We start from the raw sequence: 21841 nt of genomic DNA on the forward strand, positions 1-21841 counted from the left end.
TTACCCGTGATGTGCTGCCGCCAGCGAACGAATATCGTTGCCGGTCGGTGACTGGTGAATACGCAGCCCGAATTCGTCAACCACGGCGAAAATATGGTCGAAAATATCAGCCTGGATGCTTTCATATTCTGCCCATACTACGGTGCTGGTGAAGCAGTAGATCTCAATCGGCAGGCCGTTGGCGTCCGGCGCCAGCTGGCGCACCATCATCGTCATGTCTTTGCGCAGTCGCGGGTGGTTGCGCAGATACTCCTGTAAATAGGCGCGAAAGGTGCCGATATTGGTCATCTTGCGCAGGTTCAGCACCGAATGGTCGGCGGCATTTTGTTGGTTCCACTCGCTAATTTCCTGATAACGCGAGTCCATATAGGGTTTAAGCAGCCGGGCCTGAATTAAGCGCTGCTGCTCCTGCTCATCGAGAAAATGGATACTGGTGGTATCAATATTCAGGCTGCGTTTAATGCGGCGCCCGCCGGAGGCGGACATCCCGCTCCAGTTTTTAAAGGAGTCGGATACCAGCGACCAGGTGGGGATCGTGGTGATGGTATTGTCCCAGTTGCGCACTTTCACCGTGGTAAGGCCAATATCAATGACCGCGCCGTCGGCGCCGTATTTCGGCATTTCCAGCCAGTCACCGAGCTTCAGCATGTCGTTGGCGGAAAGCTGAATGCCGGCAACCAGGCCAAGGATCGGGTCTTTAAATACCAGCATCAGTACCGCGGCCATGGCGCCGAGGCCGCTGATCAATATCGCCGGCGACTGGCCTATCAGTAATGAGATAACCAGGATGCCAATAATAATCGCGCTGACCAGCTTAATGCCCTGGAATATCCCCTTCAGCGGCAGCTGGGATGCGGTGGCGAATTTCTGCGATAAATTGAAGACCACATCGAGCAGCGAAAAGAAAGACAGCAGGGCATAGATCATGACCCACAGCTGGGCGCAGGTGGTTAATATATTGGCGGCTTCACTGCCTTTTTGCAGCCACAAAACCGCCTGCACATTGACGATAATCCCTTGCAGGGTAAAGGCCAACCGGTGAAACAGTTTGTTCTGGGTGATGATTTGCAGCCACAAATGGCTGCTGGCCTGCGCGCGTTTTTCGAAGGCGCGCAGCACGCCTTTATGCAAAATAAAATGAACGACAATGGCCGTCAGTAAAATAATGCCGAAGATAATAATGAGCGAAGTGGTGGGGGTAATTTCGATGCCTAATGCGGCAATGTGTGAGATTAATTCCTGCATAACGTCTCCTGTACATCCAGCGGTAATGATGACCGCTGGATGTATATTATGCAAATCAGGCGTCATGCCATTTTGAATTATGAGGCGGTCGCCACCGGACGAATATTGAGATGATGGCGCAGCCACAGGGCAATCGCGCCTAAGAGCAGCATCATTGCCACCTCCACGGCCAGGAAATCGATCAGCGCCTGCGGATAGGTGCCGCCGCCTCGGGCGAGGGTTAAAAACAGCGAGCCGAGAATTGCCGGACCTAATCCCAGCGTCGCCTGTTGCAGGGTGCTGAGAATGGCGCTCCCGGCACCGGCATCGCTGGCGCTGATATCGCGCATGCCAATGCGATAGAAACTGTTAACGATCAGCGCCTGGCCGTAGCCGATAAGCGCGGTAGAGGGCACCATCGCCAGCGACGAGGTTTGCGCGCCGAAGTGACCGAAGGTGGCCATCAGCAGCAGCAGGCCGGCTATCTGCACCGCCAGCCCAATCAGCAGAATGCGTCCCATGCTGAAGCGGGCAATTAGCCTCGGCGCGTACAGCGCGGAGACAAAATAGGCCACGCCGAGGGCAATAAAGCTGTTGCCTGACTGCCATGGCGCCATGCCGAGACCGGCCTGCATGGTCAGCGCCATGCAGAACATGAAGCCGGACCAGGCGCTGAAGAACAGCAGGGCGATAGCCATGCCAAAGCGAATACTGGTGAGCTTCAGCAGCCGGGGCGGCAGCAGAGGCTGTTCGCCGCGCTGCTGCTTACGCAACGCGCTGGTCCGCATCCAGGCCAGCAGCGGCAGTATGGCCACCAGCAAAAGCTGGAGCGTCCACGGCCAGTGAAGTTCCGGACCCAGCGCCATCGGAAACAGCAGGCAGCAGAGGATCAGCGCCAGGCTGAAGGTGCCCTGCCAGTCGATAGCCGAATGGGCTTCGCGGCGGGTTTCCGGGACATAACGGCGGCTAAACGCCAGCACCAGCAGGCAGATCGGGACATTGATAAAGAACGCGTTGCGCCAGCCCAGGCCGGCGATATCCGCCGAGACCAGCCAGCCGCCGCCCATCTGCCCGACGATAAAAGCAATCCCGCCAATCCCGCCATACAGACTGATCGCGCGCGCATGGGCGCTGCCTTTCAACGTCACATGCAGGGTGGTGAGGATTTGCGGCACGATCAGCGCCGCGCCTGCGCCTTGCAGCGTGCGGGCCGCCAGCAGTCCGCCGATGGAGTTGGCCATGCCGCACAGCAAAGAGGCGAGGCCAAAAAGCGCGACCCCCCACATAAACAGACGGCGGCGGCCGTAGTTATCGCCCAGCTTGCTGCCCATCGCCAGGCACACCGCAAAAGAGACACCATAGAGGGCGACGATCAGCTCCAGCTGGGTGGCGCTGGCATCCAGTGAATGAGTAATGGAGTCCAGCGCCACGTTGGTAATTGAGGTGTCGATCAGCGGCAGCATCTGGCCGGTCAACAGAAGCAGTAAACCGGCGCGGCCGGGTGAAACAGCAGACGAATTCATCGGATCTCTCCATTGCGTCATTCAGCGGATAGCCGTAGCATTACCGATAAATTAAACGGGTACCAGTTCCTGTCTATACTGGTATTGGTACTACCATGCTGGAGTCAATATGACGGGAATGCCGCAACGTGAAACGGTGCCGATAGCGCCCGACGATAGCCGTAAGCAGCTGGGCGCCTTTCTGCGCTCCCGGCGTGAAAGCCTTGACCCGCAGCGTCTCGGCCTGCCGCGAGTGGGCCGGCGGCGCACGCCGGGGCTGCGTCGGGAAGAGGTCGCGATGCTGGCCGATGTCGGCGTGACCTGGTACACCTGGCTGGAGCAGGGACGGGAGGTCAATCCGTCGGAATCGGTGCTGATGGGCGTCGCGAACGCGCTGCAGTGCAGCCCGCTGGAGACGCGCCATCTGTTCGTGCTCGCCGGGCTAACGCCGCCGGAAACGACGCAGGTGAGCATATGCGAGGGGATTGCTCCGGGGACCCGGCGAATGCTCGATAGCCTGATGCCGCAGCCGGCCAGTATCCAGAAACCCAATTTCGATATTGTGGCGTGGAACGACAGTTTTTGTCGGCTGATGGGCGTCGATTTTGCCGCGCTCCCCGAAGAAAACCGTAACTGTATTTATCTCTATCTCACCCACGACACCTGGCGTAGCCGCATCGAGAACCGCGATGTGCTACCGACGTTTGTCTCCTATTTCCGCGCGGCCATGGCCGAACACCGGGGCGACCCGCTGTGGGAAAATAAGCTGGCGCGCTTTTTTGCCGCCTCCGCCGAGTTTGAAACGCTGTGGCATCAGCGCTATGACGTTCGCGGCGTGGAAAATCAGGTGAAGAATTTCAACCATCCTCAGCTCGGGCGCTTTAGTCTGCAGCAGATGTACTGGTATTCCGCCCCGCGTAATGGCTCACGGCTGCTGGTGTACCTGCCGATGGACGAAGCCGGCGAGCAGGCGCTGGCGTGGCTGGATAAACAGGATTCTCTCTACTCATAACGACAGGGAACGCAGATGAACGTGACCAGGAAACAACAGCGGGTGATTCAGCGCGCGCTGGACGAATGGCAGGCCGCGGGGGCGTTGAGTCACGCGGAAAACCAGCGGCTGGCGGCCACCTTGCGCGTGAGCGCCTTTGACTGGCAGCGCCTGAGCCGCTACGCCTTCTGGACGGCGCTGGGCTGCCTGCTGATCGCGCTGGGCAGCGTGCTTGCCGATAGCGAACTGATCGCCTGGCTGGTGAGCCTGTTCAGCGACTCGGCGCTGGCGCGGATTGCGCTGCCTGCGGCGGTGGCGCTGGTTTGCTACCTGTGGGGATTCCGCCGCCAGCGGCGGGCCGCCTACTGGCACTACAGTACCGAGGCGATTCTGTTTGTCGGCGTGGTGTTTACCGCGCTGGCGCTGTGGCAGCTCGGCGAGCGGCTGGATGACGGCAGCGGCCATATTGCGCCACTGTTTCTGGTCGGCTGCGCTATCTATGGCGCTATCGGCCTGGCGGCCCGTTCCGGGCTGGTGTGGCTGTTCTTCCTGCTGGCGCTGGGCAACTGGTTCGGCGCGGAAACCGGCTACGTGTCGGGGTGGGGGGCCTATTGGCTGGGCATGAACTATCCGATTCGTTTTGTGCTGTTTGGCGGCGTGCTGCTGGCGCTCTGTTTTATGCTGCAAAAGTGGCTGCTTCAGCGCCGGCTGTTTACCGTCAGTAAGGCCATGGGCCTGACTTATCTGTTTATTGCGCTGTGGATTCTGTCGATTTTTGGCTATCGGGATCTCGACGCCTGGTACAGTATTTCACCGCTGCAGCAGCTGCCGTGGACGCTGCTATTCGGCGTCGCGGCGGGCATCTGTATTTATATCAGTCTGAAAACGGATGATGGAATGCTGCGTGGTTTTGGCCTGACCTTCCTGGCTATCAATCTCTATACGCGTTTCTTCGAGTTTTTCTGGGACGGGATGCACAAGGTGGTGTTCTTCCTGATTCTGGCCGTTTCGCTGGCGGTGATTGGTCGTTATGCCGAACGAATCTGGCACGCCGGCGAGCGGCGTGCGCGGGAAGATTAAATCTCGGTGATGGTCGTTGCCTGCGGCAGGCGCGATTTCGGCAGCCCGGCGTTGAAATCTTCTACGCTGTGGTGGCCGACCGGAACAACCACCAGGCTGGTATAGCCCTGCGCTTTCAGGTCGAACTCCGCATCGAGGATCGTGAAATCGACGCCTTCGATCGGCACCGCATCCAGCCCCATCGCTGCGACACCGAGCAGGAAGTTGCCGACGTTGAGGTAAACCTGCTTCGCCATCCAGTGGTTATCGTCATGCAGATCTTTGCGGTGCATATCGGCAAAGAAAAGGCGGCCTTTGTGGTTAGCGGCTTTGGCTTCCGGGGTGGCGAAGCGTCCGTCGGCCTCTTCCTGGTCCACCACGCGCTCCAGCCAGGCGTCGTCCATGGCTGTTTTGGCACAGAAAACCACGACATGAGAAGCATCAAGAATTTTACGTTCGTTGAAAACATAGGTGCCGCTGGCGGCTTTCGCCACGCGGGCTTTCCCTTCATCCGTGCTGGCAACGATAAAGTGCCACGGCTGAGAGTTGGTGCTCGACGGGCTGTATTGCAGCAACGTTTTCAGCTTTTCGGCTTCTTCAGCAGTCAGTTTTTTTGTGGCATCGAAGGCTTTCGTGGAGTGGCGCTTTAAGGCAACGGAGACGATATCCATAACTCTTCCTCACGGTTTATGCTCAAGATAATTCGAGTTTACAGCCCCTTACGGGGCGTTTAGTGGGAGAAGAGTACAGCGAAGGCGGGGAAATGATAAGAGACAAAAATGCGATAACACTTATCGCGCTAGCCTGAAAATCCCGCCGGACGTAGCCGCAACCGATCTTTTTTTGCCAGTTTATTCACCACCTGATTCCAGGAATCATCGATAAGTTCGGCCAGCAGACTCTCGCTGATATCCTCGCCAGGAACCACGGTAATCCAGTGTTTTTTGTTCATGTGATATCCCGGCTCAATACTGCGGTAAATCTCCCGATTGAGCAGGGATTTTTGCGGATCGGCTTTCAGATTCACCAGCGCCCGACCGCGAATGGTCATGGTGAGCATAAAAATGCGCCCGCCAACTTTGAACACATCATACTCGGGGCCGAACGGCCAGCAGTGTTCGGTAAACGGGTAGGCAAGCGCAATCCGGTGGGCGCTGGCGTGCAGCGAAGCGCGGTCCATCAGGCGTCGTTCTCGTGAAGCGCCTGCCACATGGTCTCAAAACCGAGGGCGATCAGATCGGGGGCGCGCTGCGGATCGTGGCTGGCAAATTCGATAGTGGTTTCCGCCAGCGACAGAAACAGGGCGTCGCCAAAGGCGCTGTAGGCATCGCTCAGAAAGACCGGCTTGACCGACAGCTGGCACATTTCGTTGAGCTCGGGGAACATCTCTCTTACGCGGGTTCGGGTTTCATCGGTGATGCGTTCGCTGAGCGCCATCCGGCGAATCGCCTTGTGCTCCATCGGGTGGCGAATACTCCAGTCGATATAGCCGTCCCAGATATTGCGGGCGTTCTCTTTCGGCCGTTTTTCGTTTGGCGTCAGTCCGGAAACCATCGCTTTAACTAAACCTGATTTGATAGAGAGGTACAGTTCGTTGAGTAACTCATCCTTGGTGGCGAAATAGCGGAACAGCGTCCCCTCGGCAACTCCGGCGCTACGGGCAATGGCCGACGTTGAGGCGGCGACACCCGACTGGGCAAAGGCGGCCGTTGCGGCCTCCAGCAACGCTTGTTTTTTATCTTCACTCTTAGGACGAGCCACTACATTTTACCTCACGCGAAATCAAACCCCGATCTAAACATGCCATGTCAGGGCACTGCAACGGTGGATGTTAAAAAATTGAAAATCGTCTTGACGACTTTCATATTCATCTTAATAATGAGTGCTTACTCACTCATAATCAAGTTATATCACTAAACTCTCATAATAGGGAGTTTCATCTGGTCAGGTTATGAACCGTGTCACTTTCAGCGTGGTCGCCATTATGTTATTAGCCTCAGCAACCGCTTTGCCGTTTGTCTTAAATGCCGGGTTTGGCCGGGCGCCGCAGGGTGCGCAGCTCAGTCTGGTGGAACAGTCGCCGCACTATCGCGATGGCCAGTTTCATAATCAGCTCCCCACGCCGGGCTTCACCGGGCAGAAAAATATGCTGGCCGCCTGGTGGGAGTTTCTGGTGACTAAACGCGAAAATGCCCGTCCCGCGCAGCCGCTGCCGCTGGTCAATACCGATCTCGCCAGCCTGCCTCTCGGGCAGGATACGATGGTGTGGCTCGGCCACTCCTCCTGGTATTTGCAACTGGCGGGGAAACGCATCCTGATCGACCCGGTCTTCAGCGACTATGCCGCGCCGTTCTCATTTATTAATAAAGCTTTCCCGGGTGACTATCCGTGGCGTGCAGAGCGTATGCCGGAGATAGACCTGCTGATTATTTCGCACGATCACTACGACCATCTGGATTACGCCACCATCAAAGCGCTGATGCCAAAAATCAAGCGCGTGGTGACGCCGCTCGGCGTGGGATCGCATCTGCGCTACTGGGGCATGGAGAGCGCCATCATCAGCGAAGCGGACTGGAATCAGGCGGTGCAGATCAGCGACGAACTGACCGTGCATGTCCTGCCGGCCCGTCATTTCTCCGGTCGGGGGCTGAAGCGTAATCAGACGCTGTGGGCCAGCTTTATGTTCGTCACGCCGCAGCAGAAGATTTACTACAGCGGCGATAGCGGTTACGGCCCGCACTTCAAAGCCATCGGCGAACAGTTTGGCGCCGTGGATCTGGCGATTATGGAGAACGGTCAGTACGACCAGGACTGGAAATACATTCACATGATGCCTGACGAGACCGCCCAGGCCGCCGACGATCTCCGTACGCGCGCGGTGTTGCCGGGACATGCGGGGCGCTTCGTGCTGGCGAAACACAGCTGGGACGATCCCTATAAGCGGCTGGCTGCGGCCAGCGAGCAACGACCGTGGCGGTTGTTAACGCCGATGCTTGGCGAGCCGGTTTGGGTTGCCGATAAGACGCAATCATTTAATCGCTGGTGGCGATAAATACGGGTTTGATTCAAGAGGAGAGGACTTATGACTATTTCCGCTCAGGTGATTGAGACTATCGTTGGGTGGATTGATGACAATTTGCATCAGCCGCTGCGTATTGATGATATTGCTCGCCACTCTGGTTATTCGAAATGGCATCTGCAACGACTCTTTTTGCAGTACAAAGGGGAGAGTCTGGGGCGCTATATCCGCGAACGTAAACTGCGGCTGGCGGCGCGCGATCTGCGCGATACCGATCAGCGGGTTTATGATATTTGCCTGAAATACGGCTTTGATTCTCAGCAGACGTTTACCCGCATTTTCACCCGCACCTTTCATCAGCCGCCGGGTGCCTACCGTAAAGAGAATCACAATCGCGCCCACTGAGGCGCGTCCGTCGGGGAAACCGGCGGACGCGTTTTTGGCTTTCTACCAGGCGTAGTTTACCGTCATCGTAACCGTACGACCCACGCCATAGAAACAGGCGCTATCGCCGGCGCACGAGGCAACATATTTGGTGTCGGCAATATTGTTGATGTTGAACTGCGCTTTCGCCCCTTTCAGGCTCGAGCTCAATTCGCCTAACTCATAGCTGACCATCGCGTCATACAGATCCACCGCCGGTACCTTGAAGGTGTTTTTCGCATCGCCGTAGCTGGTGCCGATATAACGCACGCCAACCCCAGCGGTCAGGCTTTTTAGCGCGCCATTGGGCAGGGTGTAGCTGGTGAACGCCGAGGCCATATGGGTCGGAATACGCGCCGGGGTTTTCCCTTCGGTGCCGGCGACGGTGGTATTCACGGTTTCCGCATCGGTCCAGGTGTATGAAGCAATCAGGTTGAGGTTATCAAAGAAGGTGGCGTGCGCTTCGGCTTCCACTCCCTTCGAGCGGACCTTGCCGCTGTTCTCATACCATCCCGCCGCGCTGTTCCAGGTCGCGACGTTGCTTTGGGTCAGGTTGTACATCGCCAGAGTCATCAACGCCGTCGGTGTAGGCTGATATTTCACGCCCACTTCCAGCTGTTTCCCTTCGCTGGGATCGAACGGAGCGACGCCCGGCGCCCGGTTGGTTTGCAGGTTGGGCTCGAAGGAGGTGCTGTAGCTGATATAGGGCGACAGGCCAAAGTCAAAGGCGTACAGCAGACCGGTACGCCAGGTAAACTTGCTGTCGTTTTTCTGGCTGCGACTGCTGTCGGTAAAGTCGGTGGTACGCACTTCCGCCCAGTCATAGCGGCCGGAAAGCAGCAGCTCCCAGTTTTCCAGGCTCAGCTGATCCTGCAGGTAGAGGCCAACCTGATCGAGATTCTGCTGTTCATCGCTGGCGGTACGGAAGGTGCTTTCATCGACCTTTACACCATAGACTGGGGCACGCCAGTCGAGATCGTACTGCGAACCGCCGGCGCGACCGAGGTACTGCTTATCCTTGCTGGTTTTGTAGTCCAGGCCGCTGAGAACGGTGTGCGCCAGTTGACCGGTCGCGAACTGCGCCTCAAGCTGGTTATCAATACCGAACTCATCGGTTTGCCGCTCCTCATGCTGGGCGCGGCGCGAGAGCACGGAGCTATTGGCTTCACTGCTGGAATAGACCAGATAGCGATATTTCTGCTTTATCGTCCCATAGCGCGCGTTCTGCCGTAGGGTCAGCATATCGTTGAGCTGATGTTCAAATTCATAACCGATTAGCGTCTGTTCGCGCCAGGATTGATTGTAGCTGGGGTCGCTGACGTTAAAGTCGCGCGGAATATAGCTGCCATCGACGTTGTTGACGGTGCCGTAGCGCGGCAGAAAGTTGCGATAACCGGCGTCGGGATCTTTTTGATAGCTGGTCAGCAACGTGAAGCGAGTGGCATCGTTGGGATACCACGTCAGCGCCGGCGCAATGGCGACGCGCGTCTCTTTATAATCCTCGACCTGGCTGTTCTGGCTGCGGGCGATACCGTTGAGGCGATAGAGCAGGTGGCCGTCGTCGCTTAACGGCCCGCCGAGATCAAACGCGCCTTCCGCCAGATTGTCGTTGCCGGTACGGAACTGGATTTCATGCACCGGCTGGCTGGTGGGACGCTTGCTGGTCATGCTGATAAGCCCGCCGGGGTTGACCTGGCCAAACAGCACCGAGGCCGGGCCGCGTACCAGCTCGACGCGCTCCAGCAGCCACGGATCCATCGTGCCGGTTTGCGACGAAGCGGTGGCGCCATAGCTCAGGCCGTCGAGATACTTCGGTACATAGCTGAAGCCGCGCACGAAGACTTCGTCATTGCGGTTGGACGACCCGCGATACTCGGTGAACACCCCGGCGCTATAGCGCAGAGCCTGTGACACCGACGTCACGTCCAGCGCCGCCATCTGATCGCGGGTGATGACCGAGACCGACTGCGGGGTTTTCACCAGCCCGGCGGCGGTTTTCGTGGCGGAAAGGGTTTTCGTCGCCACGATACCTTTGACCGGAGCCGTGGGATCTTCGCTACTGCTGGCGGTGACCACCAGCGTCTCCTCCGCCAGCGCCTGCCCGGCGAGTGTTGCCACGGCAAGACCCGTGACCCAGAGTTTAGTTATCTTATTATATTTAAACATTTTTTTTCGCTATGTCCTTGGTTGAAATTGCCATAATCATCCCTTTCCCCCATCAGAAAAATCTAATGGCCTGAACGAGCGGAATTGATGTTATTGCAAATCATTACCATTTGCATTAGCGTTAGTAACAAATTTTTACAGGGATAAATCGGGCGATGAAAATGGCATGGGGTGGTCTGCTGATCGGTATGAGTGCGCTACCGGCGGTGGCAATGAACTGCGAATCTTCTTCGCGGCAGGGAGAGCTGCAGGGAAAATTCGATGCCAGCGGCGAAGTCTGTTTTGATCTGCCGACGCTAGGGGAAAACTACGTCTCGGCGACGATTTCCGGGGTAACGGATGCCCGCCTGCTGGATGAAAATAACCGTCGGCTGCGCACGCTGCTGGCGGGAGGGCCGCCGGATGGCGAGCAAACGCTGCTGTTCTCCCTGCCGGTGAACCGCGCTTCTGCGCTGGTGCTCCACGGCGAAGAAGGCGCCCGCTGGCGTTTCCGCTGGCGGATGAAGGAGACCACCGCGCTGGCGAAAACCCAGGCACTGGATCCCGTCAGTCCTCGTTTGCAGCAGCTGATGCAGGAACTGGCGGCGGGCGGTTCTACGGCGCGTTTCTGGCAGGAGCGCGAACAGGAAGGGACGCCGATGGTCGAACCGGTGGATGCCGGACACCAGCGCGTCACCTTCCTGTGGCGCGGGGCGAGAAAAAACGTCTTCCTGCTGGGATCCCCGGCGGGCGATCACGATCCGCTGTTTCGGCTTGGCCATTCCGATGTCTGGTTTCGCAGCTACGTGGTACCGGCAGATACGCTGATGCAATATAAGCTGGCGCCGGATGTCCCGCAGGTCGACGGCGTCGGACACGAGCAGCGGCGTGCGATTCTGGTCAGCGCTCAGGCCGATCCGCTGAACCCGCACAGCGTCAACCGCGCCAGCGATCGCTGGAACCGCTATTCGCTGCTGGCGCTCAATCCGGCGCGCTACTGCACGCCGCAGCGGATGGCGCAGCCGCTGCGCTATGGCACCTTGACCCGCCATCAGCTGCGCAGCGATTTTTTGCATAATACCCGGGAAGTGATGATCTACCGCCCGCGCCTGCCGCAGCCCGCGCGCTGGACGCTGATGTTGTTTGATGGCAAAACCTACCAGGATGAATACCGCTTTGCCAACGTGCTGGACAGCCTGATCGCCAGCCATGCGTTGCCGCCGATCAACGTGGTATTTATTGATAGTCTCGATCACGCGCGGCGGGCGAAAGAGCTGCCGCCCAATCCCTTCTTTGCCGATTTTATGGCCCATGAGCTGCTGCCCTGGCTGCGACAACAGGGGCTGGATGCCATCCGCCAAAAAACCGTTGTCGCCGGCTCCAGCTACGGTGGCCTGGCCGCATCGTGGGTCGCGCTGCGCTATCCGCGGCTGTTTGCCAATGTTCTCAGCCTGTCGGGCTCTTACTGGTGGGCGCCCAAAGGCGAGGAAGCCGGCTGGCTGACGCGCCAGTATCAGCAGTCGCCGCGCTATCCGCTACGTTTCTGGCTCCAGGCGGGCCGGTTTGAAACCTCGGGAGCTGATGGCGGAATCTACAGCAATACCCTCGCATTTGAACAGGCGCTACGCGATAAAGGCTATCGCGTTAGCTTCCATCCTTCATCAAGCGGCCATGATTATGCCGCCTGGTGCGAGGCGCTGGTGGTGGGAATGCGTGACTTTACCGGGTTAGCGCTCAAGGGAAAACCAGCGGCGCCAGACCCAGCGCAACACCACATATTCTACCGTGCCCAGCGCTAAGAACCACAGGCAAAAGAGCAGGGTATAAAACTGGTTGAGATCCATCAGATGGAAGGTATCGACCAGTTTTTGCGCCAGCGTTAACCCAAGGGATGGCGCTGGCAGCAGTAAACAAGAGATCAGGGCCAACAATAAAATGCCTGCGGCGGCGATCAGCGTTTCGAGCGGATGTTTCATTACTTGTTAATCATCAGTTAAAAAACATATTGTCAGGTAAAATGACATTTAACGCAATATACTTTCCTGAGTGATTGTTTTACGCCATTATGCGTAGCACTAATATTATGCTTTTTATTCCTTCTGTTAATATTGTTGGTATTATTTGTAATTAAATTAATGGCATTTTAATGTCAATTAATGTCACTGCTAAAGCATGTACTTTACAAAACTATAGGTGCTATATCCCACCAGCGTGGCAATAATGATAGCCAGCAGAATGTACAGCGCCAGGCGGCGTCCGCGGTAGATTCCAAACATAATTGACCTCGTTTAATATATGTTTATTAATATTCTGTAATAGTTGTTTGAAGAATTAACTTATCACGGATTTTAAATTTTGCGAGGGGTTGTAAATTGTCCTGGATCAACTTTTATCGCGCTATATAAAATCATATTTATTCATTGGCCAGAAATGATTTCAGGCTTTCCGAATAACGGAATTTATAAGGAAAATTTAATTTGACCAAAATCTATCACCCCCATAATTCGCCTCCTGCGGGAGACACTGCACCGCAGCCAGCCTACCGGCAGACCGTTGAACAGGTACTGGCGCAGAAAAACAGTCGCGCCGAGGGATTGCGCTCCGCCGAGGCTGCGGAGCGCCTGGCCTCCTTTGGCCCTAACGCGCTGCCGGAAAAGAAAAGCAAGCCGGCCTGGCTGCGTTTCCTGGCCCACTTTAACGACGTGCTGATTTTCGTCCTGCTGGCCGCGGCGGCGCTGACGGCGGTGATGGGGCACTGGGTCGATACCCTGGTTATCCTCGGCGTCACGGTCATTAACGCCCTGATCGGCCACGTGCAGGAGAGCAACGCCGAGAAATCCCTGCAGGGGATCCGCAATATGCTCTCCAGCAACGCCCGGGTGCAGCGCAATGGTAAACACGAAACCCTGCCCACTCGCGACCTGGTGCCGGGAGATATCGTTATTCTGCGGGCGGGTGACCGCGTTCCGGCGGATATGCGCCTTATCGAAACCCATAACCTGCGCGTAGAAGAGGCGATCCTGACCGGCGAATCAACGGTGGTGGATAAAATCACCGATGCGCTACAAGGCGAGCTGCCGCTGGGCGACCGGACCAACATGGTGTTTTCCGGTACCACCATCAGCGCCGGCGGTGGCGTCGGCGTCGTGACGGCGACCGGGCAGGATACGGAGCTTGGGCACATCAACCAGATGATGGCCGGTATCGAGAAGCATCGCACGCCGCTGCTGGTGCAGATGGATAAGCTGGGTAAAGCCATTTTCGTCATTATCCTCGCCATGATGGCGGCGCTGTTCGTCTTCAGCCTGGCCCTGCGTGATATCCCCATGGGGGAGCTGCTGCTCTCCCTGATTAGCCTGGCCGTCGCGGCGGTCCCGGAAGGTCTGCCGGCGATTATCTCGATCATTCTCTCCCTCGGGGTGCAGGCGATGGCGCGCAAACACGCCATTATTCGCAAGCTCCCGACGGTAGAAACGCTGGGCGCGATGACCGTGGTCTGTTCGGATAAAACCGGAACGCTGACCATGAATGAAATGACGGTCAAAGCGATTATCACGGCCGACTGCTGCTACCGGGTTGAGGGGGACAGCTATGAGCCACAGGGCAATATCTATCTGGAAGGCAGCGATGAGCCGGTACAGGTTCATGCCGGAAGCGTGCTGGAAACGTATCTGCGCACCATTGACCTGTGCAACGATAGCCAACTGGTGCAGGATGCGCGCGGCCTGTGGGGCATCACCGGCGGACCGACCGAAGGGGCGTTAAAAGTGCTGGCGGCGAAGGCAAAGCTGCCGTCGGTTGCGACGCAGCTGATTGCCAAAATTCCGTTTGATTCACAGTATAAGTACATGGCGACGCAGCAGAGAATCGACACCGCTGAGCGCGTGCTGATCACCGGCGCCCCGGATGTGATTTTCGCGATGTGCCGCGAGCAGATGACCAGGCAGGGCACGGCGCCGTTCGATCGCCAGTACTGGGAGGATGAGATCTCTCGCTTCGCCAGCCAGGGGCTGCGCATGGTTGCCGCCGCCTGTAAACCGGCGCGGGCCGGCAGCACGACGCTGACCCACGACGATCTGCGCGAGGGCCTGGTGTTCCTCGGCATCGCCGGGATGATGGATCCGCCACGTCCGGAGGCCATTGATGCGATTCACGCCTGCCAGACCGCAGGGATCCGCGTGAAAATGATCACCGGCGATCACCCGCAGACGGCAATGAGCATCGGCCAGATGCTGGGGATCACCAACAGCCATCAGGCGATGACCGGCTATCAGCTGGAGCACATGGATGATGGCGAACTGGCGAAAGCCGCCGTGGAGTACGACATTTTTGCCCGTACCAGTCCGGAGCATAAGCTGCGGTTGGTCAAAGCGCTGCAGGATACCGGTGAAGTCGTCGGCATGACCGGTGACGGCGTAAACGATGCCCCGGCGCTGCGTCAGGCCGACGTCGGTATTGCGATGGGGATCAAAGGCACTGAAGTCACCAAAGAGGCGGCCGACATGGTGCTGACGGACGACAACTTCGCCACCATTGCCAGCTCGGTGAAAGAGGGACGTCGCGTCTACGACAACCTGAAGAAAACGATTCTGTTTATTATGCCCACTAACCTGGCGCAGGGGCTGCTGATTATCATTGCTCTGCTGGCGGGGAACATTATTCCGCTGACGCCGGTGTTGATTTTGTGGATGAACATGGCGACCTCCGCCACGCTCTCTTTCGGTCTCGCTTTCGAAGCCGCGGAGCGCAACGTCATGAACCGTCCGCCGCGGAAAACCGGCCAGCACGTCATGGATGGCTTTGCCATCTGGCGCGTCGCCTTCGTCGGAACCATGATTGCCGTCGCCGCCTTTATTCTTGAAGCCTGGCTGGCGCCGCGCGGCCATAGCGCCGAGTTTATCCGCACCGTGCTGTTACAGATGCTGGTGACCGCGCAGTGGGTGTACATGATTAACTGCCGCCGTAGCGAGGGCTTCTCATTAAATACCGGCCTGCTGCGCAACAAAGGCATCTGGCTGGTCAGCGGCGTGCTGCTGCTCCTGCAGCTGGCGATTATCTACCTGCCGTTTATGCAGACGATGTTTGGCACCGAGTCGCTGCCGCTGCGCTACTGGTTTATCACCCTGGCGATTGCCATCGTGATGTTCCTGGTGGTGGAAGTCGAGAAGCGTCTGACCCGCCCGTTACGTAAAACCGCCTGATCCGCCCGGCGTCCCTCTCCGTTCAGGGGAGGGACGCCGCACCGCCAGCAAGGAATCCTGATGAGAAACATTTTGCGCCTGGTCTTCCTGACCTTTGGCCTGGCAGGCTGCGCCCTGACGGCCACCGCCGCGCCCGCCATCCCGGTACGCGCGACCGTCGTTCAGCTGCTGCCGCATGTGGCTGAACGTCCGCTTCCCGGCCGTATTGAAGCGATTCATGACGTGGAGATCCGCGCGCGCACGGAGGGAACCATTGTGCAGCGCCACTTTCAGGACGGGCAGTACGTCAGGAAAGGCGATCGGCTGTTCACCCTCGATGATGCCCAACCCCGGGCTGCGCTGGCGCTGGCCGAGGCCGAGCTGAAAAGCGCGCAGGCTTCGCTGCGTCAGGCCCAGCAGCTGCTGACCCGCTATCAACAGCTGAAAAACAATCACTCCATCAGCCGCAACGATGTCGATAACGCCCGGATGCAGCGCGATGTGGCCGCCGCCGCCGTGGAGCAGGCGAAGGCGCGCGTCACCACGCAGCAAATTACGCTGGAGTATACGCGCATCGACTCCCCGGTCAGCGGACGCATTGGCCACAGCCGCTTTCACGTCGGCAGCCTGGTGGGGCCGACCAGCGGCATGCTGGTGGATATCGTCCAGCTCGACCCGATTCGCGTCTCTTTCGCCTTAGATGAAGCCGCCTTTTACAGTAAAGCCGGGCAGCATGCCGATATCGGCGCGCTGAAACAGGCGTGGCTGGCGCAGATTGAACCCGACGGCAGGCGGGAAGACGGGGTGTTGACCTCGGTCGATAACCGGATTGATACCCGCACCGCCAGCGTAGTGCTGCGCGCCGAATTCGCCAATCCGCAGCATCGCCTGCTGCCGGGCGGCAACGTGCCGGTCATTCTTCGCCCGCGACAGGCGCAGGAGAGTCTGATGATCCCGGTTGCCGCCGTCCAGCAGGATGCGCAGGGGTTTTATAGCTGGGTGGTGACGGAACATAACACCGTTGCGCTGCGCCGTTTGATATCGGGCGGCCAGCAGGGGCAGCAGTTTGTTGTGGCGAACGGTCTGCAAGCGGGCGAGCGCGTGGTGACCGACGGCGCGCAGCGTCTGCATGACGGCGCAGCCGTTCAGTTGCTGAAATAAGGAAGGAGAAGGGATGCTGACGTTTTTTATTCGTCGCCCGCGTTTTGCGATGGTGATTGCGCTGCTGCTGACCTTTATCGGCGCGGTATCGCTGAAGCTGATTCCGGTGGAGCAATATCCGCAGATTACGCCGCCGGTGGTCAACGTCAGCGCCAGCTGGCCGGGGGCCAGCGCGGCGGACGTCGCCGAGGCTATCGCTGCGCCGCTGGAGACCCAGCTCAACGGCGTTGACCATATGTTGTATATGGAGTCCACCAGTTCCGATGACGGTAGCTACAGCTTGAGCCTGACCTTTGCGGCAGGCACCGATGCCGATTTGGCGGCGATTGACGTGCAAAACCGGGTATCGCAGGCGGTGGCGCAACTCCCCGTCGATGCACAGCAGAACGGCGTACAGGTGCGCAAGCGGGCGAGCAACCTGCTGATGGGCGTCAGCCTGTACTCGCCGCTGGAGACGCTCTCTCCGCTGTTCGTCAGCAACTACGCCAGCACCCAGGTGCGCGAGGCGCTGGCCCGTCTGCCGGGCGTCGGCGAAGTGCAGATGTTCGGCGCCCGTGATTACAGCATGCGCGTCTGGCTGCGCCCCGATCGCATGAACGCGCTGAATGTGACGACCGACGATATCGCTCAGGCGCTGCGGGAGCAGAACGTGCAGGGGGCGGCGGGGCAGGTAGGCACGCCGCCGGTGTTCAACGGTCAGCAGCAGACGCTGACCATCAACGGCATCGGCCGCTTGAGCGATGCGGAAAGCTTCAGCCAGATAGCGATCCGCAGCGGGGAACACGGTCAGCTGGTTCGCCTCGCCGAAGTGGCCACTATTGAACTGGGGGCGCGCAGCTACAGTTCCGGCGCGCAGCTGAACGGCAAAGACTCCGCCTATCTCGGTATCTATCCGACGCCAACCGCCAACGCCCTGCAGGTCGCCAATGCGGTGCGCGCCGAACTGACCCGCCTGCACAGCCGCTTTCCGGCGGATCTGACCTGGGAGGTGAAGTTCGATACGACGCGCTTTGTGGCGGCGACGATTAAAGAGATTGGCGTTTCGCTGGCGCTGACCCTGCTGGCGGTGGTGGCGGTGGTATCGCTGTTTCTGCAAAGCTGGCGGGCCACGCTGATTGTCACTTTGGCGATCCCGGTGTCGCTGATTGGCAGCTTTGCCGTGCTTTATCTGCTGGGCTATAGCGCCAATACGCTGAGTTTATTCGCCATTATTCTCGCCCTGACCATGGTGGTCGATGATGCCATCGTGGTGGTCGAGAGCGTAGAAACCCATCTCGCCGAAGGCGTGGGGCGCGCGGAGGCGACCGCGCTGGCGCTACGGCAAATCGCCGGGCCGGTGATCGCCACAACGCTGGTGCTGCTGGCGGTGTTTGTTCCGGTGGCGCTCCTGCCGGGGATTGTCGGTGAGCTGTATCGCCAGTTTGCCGTCACGCTGTCGACGGCGGTGACGGTGTCGAGCATCGTCGCGCTCACCCTGACGCCTGCGCTGTGCGCGCTGCTGCTGCGCCCGCGTCCCGCGCAGCCTGCCGCCATCTGGCGGGCTTTTAACTGCGCCCTGGCGACGCTGCGTGACGGCTACGGTGCGCTGGTCGAATGGATGAACCGTCGTCTGTGGCTGGCGCTGGTGGCGACGCTCGCCGCCGCCGGTCTGGTGGCCTTCAGCTTTAGCCAGATGCCGAAAGGCTTTCTGCCGCAGGAGGATCAGGGCTATTTCTTTGCCAGCGTACAGCTGCCGGAGGCGGCGTCGCTGGAGCGTACCGAAGCGGTAATGGCCCAGGCGCGCGAGCTGCTGCTGGCTAATTCTGCGGTTGAGGATGTGATTCAGGTGTCCGGCTTTAATATTCTCAACGGTACCAGCGCCTCCAACGGCGGCTTTATCTCGGTGATGCTGAAAGAGTGGCATCAGCGGCCGCCGCTGAATGAGGTGATGGGCAAATTGCAGGGGCAGCTGATGGGCCTGCCGGAGGCGACCATTATGGCCTTTGCGCCGCCCACGTTGCCGGGACTGGGCAATGCGTCCGGGTTCAATTTACGCATCCTGGCACAGGCCGGGCAATCCTCAGCCGAGCTGGAGCAGGTAACGCGTCAGGTGCTGCGGATGGCGAACCAGCATCCGCAGCTGAGCCAGGTGTTTACCACCTGGAGTAGCAACGTGCCGCAGCTGACGCTCAAGGTCGACCGTGACCAGGCGTCGCGGCTGGATGTGCCGGTATCGCGGATCTTCAATAGTCTGCAAACGGCGTTTGGCGGGACGCGCGCCGGAGATTTCAGCATCAACAATCGCGTCTACCCGGTGGTGGTGCAAAACGAGATGCAGTGGCGCGAGCGGGCGGAACAGATCGGCGAGCTGTACGTGCGAAGTCATCACGGCGAGCGGATTCGACTGAGTAATCTGGTGACCGTGACCCCCACCGTCGGCGCGCCGTTTATTCAGCAGTACAACCAGTTCCCGTCGGTGTCGGTGAGCGGCTCCGCGGCGCAGGGCGTCAGCAGCCGCACGGCGATGGCGGTGATGGAGCACATTCTGCTGACGAATTTGCCGCAGGGGTATGATTACGCGTGGAGCGGCATCTCCTGGCAGGAGCAGCAGACCGGCAACCAGGCCATCTGGATAGTCCTGGCGGCGGTGGCGATGGCGTGGTTGTTCCTCGTCGCCCAGTATGAAAGCTGGACGCTGCCGGCCAGCGTGATGCTGTCGGTGCTGTTCGCTATCGCCGGGGCGCTGCTGTGGCTATGGATAGCCGGCTATGCCAACGATGTGTATGTGCAGATAGGGCTGGTGTTGTTAATCGCGCTGGCGGCGAAAAACGCGATATTAATCGTCGAGTTTGCCCGGGCCAGACGGGAAGAGGGGATGTCGGTTGTGGATGCTGCCCGCGAGGGGGCCACCCGGCGTTTTCGGGCGGTGTTGATGACCGCCGTCTCCTTTATTATCGGTATTATGCCGATGATGCTGGCCACCGGCGCCGGGGCGCAGAGTCGCCGGATTATCGGCACCACGGTGTTCAGCGGCATGCTGGTGGCGACGGCGATCGGGATTGTGTTTATTCCGTCGCTGTTCGTGCTGTTCCAGCGTTTACGCGAGTGGGGCCATCGCCGGATGTAGGCGCTCCGTGGCTGGCGTTGTGCGGTCCGGAGTCAGACGTTGACGCCGCGGCCCGGGGCTCTGACCGGGCCGGGTTCATTTACTGTTTCGTCTCCACCGCAATCATGGTGACGAACGGGTGATACTGCCACGGTATGCTGCCGCCTTGTCGGTACATCTTTGAAATGGTGCCGTCGAGATAGAGCATCTGCCGCACGTTGAGCTTTGACTGCGCGTAGCAGGCGAAATCGTAGAAGTTGGTTTCGCGATCGCTGAGCATAAAAATCACCTGGCCCTGCCGGGTGATACCGACGCCATTGCGCAGCTTGCGTGAGCCGGCAGACGGCTTCAGGCGCCAGTTTATTGTGCCGTTTTCAATCAGCATTGGGCCGGACTGTACGGCGTAATCAATACCCGGCGTCGGCTTAAATTTGTCGATACTGACGATCCTCGCCCGCTCGCCTTGCAGATAAAACACCCCGCCGGGGCGGATAAAAAAGTTGCCGCCGCCGGAAGCGCGATTAAGCGGAACCTTCTGCACCCCCTTTTCGATATACAGCCCCAGCGGCGCGTAGCTCCTGGCGTAAATACCGCCGTTCATCGCCATCTGCACGCGCCCATCCTGATTGATATCCGCCAGCAGCGCCCGCAGCGATCCGAAGGCCTCGCCATCCGTTTTTTTCCAGTACATCGCGATGCGCTCGCGCTGCGGATTGACGCTATAGCTTTGTAGCGTCAGCGACGGGTCGGTGAGGGTGCATTTTCCGCTGGCCAACGCGGAGAGGGGAAGCAGCAGCGCTGGCAGCAGCGGCAGGAGGCGAAAAGTCATGAGAACGTTCCAGGTATGCCGCAGGAAGAGGCGGGGCGGCGAAATCAATATTGGCCGCAGTATACCTTTTTGCCGGACTATGCCGCCCAGATTTCGCAGTGCTTTTGCACCAGACCGAGCAGCGAGCCGCCGCCGGCGACAAACTCACGCATCTGCCGGGCTTCGCTCTTCTCCTGCTGCAGCTGGCGCCCGATCGCCTCAAGGGCGCTGGCGGCATTGAGGCGATCGGCGTAGGGCATGAGGCGGGGGATCAGCTGTAAAATCTCCTCGCGAAGCTGGCGCTGCTCGCCGCTGTGCACATCGGTATTAATGCCCTCCAGCCCGTAGCGACAGGCCTGGTAGCGGTTAAAAGGGTACAGCAGATAGTCATCGGGGTGCGGTTTAAACGGCCTCTCCGTCAGCAGCCAGCAGGCGAGAGTCTGGATGAATCCGGCGGCATTGATGGCCTGCGCGAGAGTGAGCGGGGTATCCATCACCCGTACTTCGACGGTGCCAAAACGGGGGCTGGGGCGAATATCCCAGTGCAGATCCTTCATACTGTCGATCATGCTGGTATAGCTGAGACGCCGGAACAGGCGGGTAAACTCCTGCCAGCTGTTGACCCACGGCATCGGCCCGTTGTCAGGATACGCGGCGAACAGATTCAGACGCGAACAGGCAAAACCGCTGTCGGCACCGTCGAGCCACGGCGAGGCCGCATTCAGCGCAATACAATGCGGAACGAAGCGCGACAGCCCATGCAAAAGATAAATCGCATCATCGCCGTTCTGGCAGCCAACATGGACGTGCTGGCCGAATATCGTGGCCTGCTGCGCCAGATAGCCGAAGTGCTCCACGGTTTTCAGATAGCGCGGATTATCGCTGATTTGCTGGCGCTGCCAGGTCTGGAAAGGGTGGGTGCCGCCGCCGCAGATTTGCAGATGGTGCCGGGCGGCCGCGCGTAAAACCGCTTGCTGGATGGTGCCCAGCTGCGTCGCGGCCTGGTGGATATCGCGACAAACTCCGGTGGCGATTTCCAGCATGCTTTCGGTGATGTCATGTTTAGCCTCACCGACGCTCAGTCCGCTCTTCACGTCGTCGATAAGCAGCGAGGAGTCCTGGCTCAGGTCGTAGCCAGGCGGATTGACCACCTGAAGCTCCAGTTCAATCCCGAGGGTGAAGGGGGCGGAGCGGTGAAAGTCGGGTAGCGGCATGGTGACTCCCTGATTAGCGCGATAAACGAA

The 21841-nt window shown here is 58.9% G+C and carries 17 protein-coding genes; 8 read left to right on the forward strand and 9 right to left on the reverse strand.

What is annotated here, in order from left to right; genetic code table 11:
* Complete coding sequence (locus MC50_RS15165; RefSeq protein WP_032689040.1) at window positions 1-1245, reverse strand: mechanosensitive ion channel family protein; 1245 nt, start codon at window positions 1243-1245, stop codon at window positions 1-3.
* Window positions 1246-1322: 77 nt separating this feature from the next.
* The gene (locus MC50_RS15170) at window positions 1323-2747 is read right to left on the reverse strand and encodes an MFS transporter (RefSeq protein ID WP_032696459.1); all 1425 of its coding nucleotides are present in this window, start codon (window positions 2745-2747) and stop codon (window positions 1323-1325) included.
* A gap of 109 nt (window positions 2748-2856) precedes the next feature.
* Between MC50_RS15170 and MC50_RS15175 the strand changes: the two genes are divergently transcribed.
* Complete coding sequence (locus MC50_RS15175; protein WP_032689038.1) at window positions 2857-3738, forward strand: helix-turn-helix transcriptional regulator; 882 nt, start codon at window positions 2857-2859, stop codon at window positions 3736-3738.
* A gap of 15 nt (window positions 3739-3753) precedes the next feature.
* Window positions 3754-4797, forward strand: coding sequence for a hypothetical protein (locus MC50_RS15180; RefSeq protein WP_047664305.1), 1044 nt, complete (start codon window positions 3754-3756; stop codon window positions 4795-4797).
* On the opposite strand, the gene nfsB is transcribed toward MC50_RS15180, so the two are convergent.
* The 3 genes from nfsB to MC50_RS15195 form a co-directional block, all read right to left on the reverse strand.
* Complete coding sequence (gene nfsB / locus MC50_RS15185; RefSeq protein ID WP_032689034.1) at window positions 4794-5447, reverse strand: oxygen-insensitive NAD(P)H nitroreductase; 654 nt, start codon at window positions 5445-5447, stop codon at window positions 4794-4796. The genes MC50_RS15180 and nfsB overlap by 4 nt on opposite strands.
* Before the next feature lie 128 nt (window positions 5448-5575).
* Entirely contained in the window at window positions 5576-5956 is a 381-nt protein-coding gene (locus MC50_RS15190) for an MmcQ/YjbR family DNA-binding protein (RefSeq protein ID WP_032689032.1), read from the reverse strand.
* On the reverse strand, window positions 5956-6537 hold the full coding sequence (locus MC50_RS15195) for a TetR/AcrR family transcriptional regulator (protein ID WP_047664308.1): 582 nt from the start codon (window positions 6535-6537) through the stop codon (window positions 5956-5958). The genes MC50_RS15190 and MC50_RS15195 overlap by 1 nt, the downstream gene beginning before the upstream one ends.
* Window positions 6538-6727: 190 nt before the next feature.
* On the opposite strand from MC50_RS15195, the gene MC50_RS15200 reads away from it, so the two are divergent.
* Together MC50_RS15200 and MC50_RS15205 are read left to right on the forward strand one after the other, a co-directional pair.
* On the forward strand, window positions 6728-7828 hold the full coding sequence (locus MC50_RS15200; protein WP_032689029.1) for an MBL fold metallo-hydrolase: 1101 nt from the start codon (window positions 6728-6730) through the stop codon (window positions 7826-7828).
* 30 nt (window positions 7829-7858) lie between these two features.
* The gene (locus MC50_RS15205; RefSeq protein WP_004859189.1) at window positions 7859-8200 is read left to right on the forward strand and encodes a RamA family antibiotic efflux transcriptional regulator; all 342 of its coding nucleotides are present in this window, start codon (window positions 7859-7861) and stop codon (window positions 8198-8200) included.
* Window positions 8201-8242: 42 nt separating this feature from the next.
* Here MC50_RS15205 and MC50_RS15210 read toward each other — a convergent pair whose 3' ends face one another.
* Window positions 8243-10384, reverse strand: a complete 2142-nt coding sequence (locus MC50_RS15210) for a TonB-dependent siderophore receptor (RefSeq protein ID WP_032689164.1) — start codon at window positions 10382-10384, stop codon at window positions 8243-8245.
* Window positions 10385-10539: 155 nt separating this feature from the next.
* Between MC50_RS15210 and MC50_RS15215 the strand changes: the two genes are divergently transcribed.
* Entirely contained in the window at window positions 10540-12162 is a 1623-nt protein-coding gene (locus tag MC50_RS15215; protein ID WP_047664311.1) for an alpha/beta hydrolase-fold protein, read from the forward strand.
* Here the strand turns inward: MC50_RS15215 and MC50_RS15220 are convergent.
* Entirely contained in the window at window positions 12091-12339 is a 249-nt protein-coding gene (locus tag MC50_RS15220) for a DUF1158 domain-containing protein (protein WP_032689025.1), read from the reverse strand. The genes MC50_RS15215 and MC50_RS15220 overlap by 72 nt on opposite strands.
* 501 nt (window positions 12340-12840) lie before the next feature.
* On the opposite strand from MC50_RS15220, the gene MC50_RS15225 reads away from it, so the two are divergent.
* The 3 genes from MC50_RS15225 to MC50_RS15235 are packed head-to-tail and all read left to right on the forward strand — an operon-like array spanning window position 12841 to window position 19810.
* The gene (locus tag MC50_RS15225; protein ID WP_046852980.1) at window positions 12841-15564 is read left to right on the forward strand and encodes a cation-transporting P-type ATPase; all 2724 of its coding nucleotides are present in this window, start codon (window positions 12841-12843) and stop codon (window positions 15562-15564) included.
* A 60-nt stretch (window positions 15565-15624) separates the two neighbouring features.
* Window positions 15625-16704 carry an efflux RND transporter periplasmic adaptor subunit gene (locus MC50_RS15230; protein WP_032700612.1) on the forward strand — a complete coding sequence of 360 codons (1080 nt, stop codon included), beginning with the start codon at window positions 15625-15627 and terminating at the stop codon, window positions 16702-16704.
* A 13-nt stretch (window positions 16705-16717) separates the two neighbouring features.
* Window positions 16718-19810, forward strand: coding sequence for an efflux RND transporter permease subunit (locus MC50_RS15235; RefSeq protein WP_047664314.1), 3093 nt, complete (start codon window positions 16718-16720; stop codon window positions 19808-19810).
* 79 nt (window positions 19811-19889) lie between these two features.
* Here the strand turns inward: MC50_RS15235 and MC50_RS15240 are convergent, their stop codons facing one another.
* Both MC50_RS15240 and MC50_RS15245 read right to left on the reverse strand, forming a co-directional pair.
* On the reverse strand, window positions 19890-20618 hold the full coding sequence (locus MC50_RS15240; protein ID WP_032696451.1) for a phosphodiester glycosidase family protein: 729 nt from the start codon (window positions 20616-20618) through the stop codon (window positions 19890-19892).
* A 77-nt stretch (window positions 20619-20695) separates the two neighbouring features.
* Window positions 20696-21811 (reverse strand): YbdK family carboxylate-amine ligase, encoded by a 1116-nt coding sequence (locus MC50_RS15245; protein ID WP_047664317.1) that lies wholly within the window; start codon window positions 21809-21811, stop codon window positions 20696-20698.
* Between the last annotated feature and the right edge of the window lie 30 nt (window positions 21812-21841).

This window comes from Klebsiella planticola, from assembly GCF_000783935.2.
Classification (GTDB): Bacteria; Pseudomonadota; Gammaproteobacteria; order Enterobacterales; family Enterobacteriaceae; genus Klebsiella; species Klebsiella planticola.

Excerpts from the sequence above, each read along its gene's own strand:
- MC50_RS15175 (WP_032689038.1), top strand. The coding sequence starts at position 2,857 with ATGACGGGAATGCCGCAACGTGAAACGGTGCCGATAGCGCCCGACGAT.
- MC50_RS15220 (WP_032689025.1), bottom strand. The coding sequence starts at position 12,339 with ATGAAACATCCGCTCGAAACGCTGATCGCCGCCGCAGGCATTTTATTG.
- MC50_RS15240 (WP_032696451.1), bottom strand. The coding sequence starts at position 20,618 with ATGACTTTTCGCCTCCTGCCGCTGCTGCCAGCGCTGCTGCTTCCCCTC.
- MC50_RS15205 (WP_004859189.1), top strand. The coding sequence starts at position 7,859 with ATGACTATTTCCGCTCAGGTGATTGAGACTATCGTTGGGTGGATTGAT.
- MC50_RS15180 (WP_047664305.1), top strand. The coding sequence starts at position 3,754 with ATGAACGTGACCAGGAAACAACAGCGGGTGATTCAGCGCGCGCTGGAC.
- nfsB (WP_032689034.1), bottom strand. The coding sequence starts at position 5,447 with ATGGATATCGTCTCCGTTGCCTTAAAGCGCCACTCCACGAAAGCCTTC.
- MC50_RS15230 (WP_032700612.1), top strand. The coding sequence starts at position 15,625 with ATGAGAAACATTTTGCGCCTGGTCTTCCTGACCTTTGGCCTGGCAGGC.
- MC50_RS15245 (WP_047664317.1), bottom strand. The coding sequence starts at position 21,811 with ATGCCGCTACCCGACTTTCACCGCTCCGCCCCCTTCACCCTCGGGATT.
- MC50_RS15170 (WP_032696459.1), bottom strand. The coding sequence starts at position 2,747 with ATGAATTCGTCTGCTGTTTCACCCGGCCGCGCCGGTTTACTGCTTCTG.
- MC50_RS15190 (WP_032689032.1), bottom strand. The coding sequence starts at position 5,956 with ATGGACCGCGCTTCGCTGCACGCCAGCGCCCACCGGATTGCGCTTGCC.
- MC50_RS15235 (WP_047664314.1), top strand. The coding sequence starts at position 16,718 with ATGCTGACGTTTTTTATTCGTCGCCCGCGTTTTGCGATGGTGATTGCG.
- MC50_RS15210 (WP_032689164.1), bottom strand. The coding sequence starts at position 10,384 with ATGTTTAAATATAATAAGATAACTAAACTCTGGGTCACGGGTCTTGCC.
- MC50_RS15215 (WP_047664311.1), top strand. The coding sequence starts at position 10,540 with ATGAAAATGGCATGGGGTGGTCTGCTGATCGGTATGAGTGCGCTACCG.
- MC50_RS15200 (WP_032689029.1), top strand. The coding sequence starts at position 6,728 with ATGAACCGTGTCACTTTCAGCGTGGTCGCCATTATGTTATTAGCCTCA.
- MC50_RS15165 (WP_032689040.1), bottom strand. The coding sequence starts at position 1,245 with ATGCAGGAATTAATCTCACACATTGCCGCATTAGGCATCGAAATTACC.